The 3,593-nt window shown below is 72.7% G+C and carries 7 protein-coding genes; all 7 read left to right on the forward strand.

The genetic code is table 11. From position 1 onward, the window contains the following. A partial coding sequence (locus E0D90_RS26830) for a hypothetical protein (RefSeq protein ID WP_157996936.1) occupies positions 1-454 on the forward strand: 454 nt, incomplete at its 5' end. Next, complete coding sequence (locus E0D90_RS24520; RefSeq protein WP_130800133.1) at positions 451-945, forward strand: hypothetical protein; 495 nt, start codon at positions 451-453, stop codon at positions 943-945. The genes E0D90_RS26830 and E0D90_RS24520, both read left to right, overlap by 4 nt. A gap of 1 nt (position 946) precedes the next feature. Then, positions 947-1,120 (forward strand): hypothetical protein, encoded by a 174-nt coding sequence (locus E0D90_RS26835; RefSeq protein WP_157996937.1) that lies wholly within the window; start codon positions 947-949, stop codon positions 1,118-1,120. Then, complete coding sequence (locus tag E0D90_RS24525) at positions 1,110-1,769, forward strand: hypothetical protein (protein WP_130800134.1); 660 nt, start codon at positions 1,110-1,112, stop codon at positions 1,767-1,769. Before E0D90_RS26835 ends, E0D90_RS24525 begins: the two co-directional genes overlap by 11 nt. 145 nt (positions 1,770-1,914) lie before the next feature. Continuing rightward, positions 1,915-2,112, forward strand: coding sequence for a hypothetical protein (locus E0D90_RS24530; RefSeq protein ID WP_130800135.1), 198 nt, complete (start codon positions 1,915-1,917; stop codon positions 2,110-2,112). Positions 2,113-2,440: 328 nt separating this feature from the next. After that, the gene (locus E0D90_RS26840; RefSeq protein WP_157996938.1) at positions 2,441-2,581 is read left to right on the forward strand and encodes a hypothetical protein; all 141 of its coding nucleotides are present in this window, start codon (positions 2,441-2,443) and stop codon (positions 2,579-2,581) included. 79 nt (positions 2,582-2,660) lie between these two features. After that, positions 2,661-3,563, forward strand: coding sequence for a bifunctional DNA primase/polymerase (locus E0D90_RS24535; protein WP_130800136.1), 903 nt, complete (start codon positions 2,661-2,663; stop codon positions 3,561-3,563). The last annotated feature ends 30 nt before the right edge of the window (positions 3,564-3,593 follow it).

Raw genomic sequence — 3,593 nt, forward strand, 5'->3', positions numbered from 1 at the left:
GACCCCCGGGTCTCACCGCCCCCCGCCCGAGACCTCCGAGATCACCCTCCGGCTCGCGCCCGAGGACAGCCTCACCCTCCAGCAGATTCGAGACGCTCTCGTTCCAGTCGAGACCCGGCAGGTCTCTTGGTGGCGCCGGGCCCTGTCCGCCTCCCGCCCCTGGACCACGTTCATCGGTCTCGGACTCGCCGTCGTCCCCGTCCCCTGGACCGGGTACAGCGCGGCCACCACGTGGGCCAGCTGCGTCTACTACGCCCGCGAGACCGGCGGAGGCGCCATCGGCTACGGCCTCGCCATCGGCGCCCTCGCCTTCTCCTCGATCCTCATCGCCCGTGCCCGGACCTACCCCCAGATCCTCATCTCGCGATGCGCCCTCGGATGCGCCGTCGTCGGGGTCTGGCAGGTCGTCCACCCCTGGGACTTCATCCAGGCCCTCACCGGAGTGACGCTGTGACCCTCGCCGCCTTCTCGATCGCCATCGCCACCCTCGCCACCTTCCTCTTCGTCTGGTGGAGAAGCGGACACAAGGTCAAAGACCTGATCTGGCAGGTCATCGCCCCCATGTGCATGGGCATCCTCATGGGCGCCTGCGGCGGCCTCATCGGCAAGGCCGCCGGGTTCCTCGGGTCCGCCCACGATGTCGCCGGCGGCCTCGCCGCTGGCGGCACCGGGGTCCTTCAGGGCCAGATCGCCACCACCAGCACCGGTTCCCTCACCCCCGGCGGAGCCGTCGTGACCGTCGCCCTGCTCGCCATGGCCACCATCTCGCTGATCGCCGCCGCGAAGGCCGGCGGCGGGAAGAAGGCCGTGCAGCTCGTGCTCCTCGCAGCAGCCGGGATCACCCTCTACGCCACCGTCGGCGGGTCCGGCTGGGGCGACGCCTCCGTCATCGCCGCAGTGAACGCGATCGGGGAGCCGCTGCTGGGCTGGGCGAACGGCGGCTGATGTGGAGCTGCTGAAGCGCGCCGGCTGCGCAGTCTTGCTCCTCGCCGCGCTGCTCCTCGCCTACCTGTCCCTGATCGTCACCGCGTGCGTCGCCGCTGCGGGAGTCGGATACGCCGCCTCCCGAAGCTGGGACGCCGCCCGTCGAACCCGGAAGGACCGTCACCGTGACCAGTGAGCCCCGCGAGCGGCCGATCCTGGACTTGGCGCATCGAGCCGTCGACGGCGCCGACGTCATCATCCGCACCCTCCCGAGCTGGTGGACCGCCTACCTCGGAACCTGCCCCGTCGCCGGACGCGGCCGGGCGGCCCGCTGGACCGGATACACCGTCTGGGGAACCGCCGCCGCGGCCCCCGCGATCGCTGGACTCCTCATCGCCGCCACCGCCGGGCCGCTCGTCTGGATCGGCTGCTGGACGGCGGCCGTCGGGGCCTGCCTCGCGGCGGCGAAGGAGGAGTCGGAGGAGGACGAGGAGGAGGCCCCCGAGGAGACCGCGACCGAGCCCCCTCGGGAGGCGCCGGCGACCACCCCCGAGGACGTCTCTGTGCAGGCCCTCCGATGGGTCCACCAAACCATCGGTGACCGCCCCGGGATGCACCTCTCCGAACTGCTCTCGGCGGGGCACTCCGAGGGCCACTTTCGGGACCTCCCCGAGGGTGACGTCGGGGGCCTCCGAGCGGCCCTGGAGGGGTGGGGAATCCCGGTCGAATCACAGCTGAAGGTGGGCGGCGTCAACCGGGCCGGGATCAGGCGCTCCAAGCTCCCCCCGATCGCCGCCCCCGGGGCGCCTACCGGCAGCCCTACCCGGGTCCCTACCGCCGTCTGACCTGCGGAACTACCACCAGCCCTACCGGCGCCCTACCCGCCCCTACCGCCCGCATCTACCCCGTCTACCGCCTGCCCGTGGCGCCCCGGAAGGGGCCCCGCCGGGAGCCGGGCAAGCCGGACTCCACCCATCGGGAGGAACCCCCATGCGTCTGCGAGACAAGCTCCGCGCCGGCAAGGTCATCACCCAGGCGGACCTCCGCGAGGAGAAGGAGACGGAGATCCGCCTGCTCCGCGCCAGCCTCCTCCGGACCACCCCCGGGTCCAAGGACGAGGCCATGGTCCAGGGCCACCTGGACGACGCGGTTGACGAGTACAACAAGCAGTTTGTGGGCCGCGCCTGATGTCCGCCGAGATCTGGGATCTCCTGGCCCGCGCCGAGCAGCTGCCCCCCGGCGACCCTGAGCGCCAGCGCCTCCTGGACGAGGCGGAGCGACTCCTGAGCGAACAGAAGTAAGTCACGACCTGCTACGGCCCGGGGCGGCCTTGCCTGCCAGCACCCGCCCCGGGCCACCCATCCCATCCCTGAGACAGGAGAAGCCATTATGCCGATCACCCCGAAGCGCCCGATCGACATCCGGCCTCGGCCGATCACCGACCCGCCCAGCGAGGGCGAGCGCGTTTACGACCCCAAGCGCGGCGGCTGGTACCCCACCACGAAGCGAGGGTGACATGAACGACCACCCCGACGCCTGCGGCGAGTCCGGCTGCTACTGCTCCTCACCAGGCCCAGAGCACGCCGACTGCGTGTGCGGCTGCGACTGCCCCCGCTGCTGGGACTGCCAGCAGAAAGCCGACAACTGCACCTGCTGACACACGAGAGCGGCCCCCATCCCGCCAAGAACCGGGGCCGCCCTCACCAGACCACCTGAATGGAACTGGAGGTTCCAGCATGACACCTTCACCGTGCCCGCCGCTGCTGGCGGCGGCACTGGACTGCGCCGCTCGCGGATGGCCCGTCTTCCCCCTGCGGCCCGGGAGCAAGCGACCCACCGGCCACCCCGCCAGCAACTGCCCCCGCACCGGCCGTTGCGCCGCCGGGCACCGCACCCCGGAGCAGCGGGCCACCACCGACCCCGAGCTGATCACCCGCTCCTGGGCCACCGTCCCGTACGGCATCGGGTTGGCGACCGGCCCGGCCGGGCTCCTGGTGGTCGACCTCGACAAGCCCAAGGACAAGAGGGACGCGCCTGGCGGCGCGGCGACCTTCCAGGCGCTCTGCGAGCGCGCCGGACAGGCCGTCCCCACCACCCGCACGGTCCGGACTGCGGGCGGGGGGAGGCACCTGTACTTCACAGCCCCGTCGGGGAGCAGGTTGCACAACACCCAGGGCCGGGTCGGGCCGCTGGTCGACACCCGCGCGTGGGGTGGATACGTCCTCGCCCCCGGCACCACCCTCCCCGCCGGGCGGTACGAGCTGGCCGACGAAGCGCCGGTCGCACCTCTCCCCGACTGGCTGCTGGCTCTGCTCGCGCCACGGCCCCGCCCGGTGGTCGTGGCGGCGGGTCCGGTGTCGGGGCGGGTTCCGGCGTACGTCGCGGCGGCGTTCCGCAGCGAGACCCAGGCGGTGGCCACCGCTCCCGAAGGTGCGCGGAACGCGGCGCTGACGCGGGCGGCCCGGGCGTTGGGGCGGTTCGTCGCCGCCGGGCAGCTCAGCCGGTCGGAGGTTGAGGAGGCTCTTAACGGGGCGGGGCAGAGCGCCGGCCTCACCCCCAGCGAGACGCGAGCAACGGTCACCAGCGCGCTGAACTGGTCGGTCGCCAACAACCCCCGCTCGCTGGTGGTGAACGGATGACCGCGCCGCCCCCCGTTAAGAGCCCGACCC

Origin of the sequence: Streptomyces otsuchiensis (assembly GCF_004305975.1) — a bacterium.
In the GTDB taxonomy this organism is placed as follows: domain Bacteria; phylum Actinomycetota; class Actinomycetes; order Streptomycetales; family Streptomycetaceae; genus Streptomyces; species Streptomyces otsuchiensis.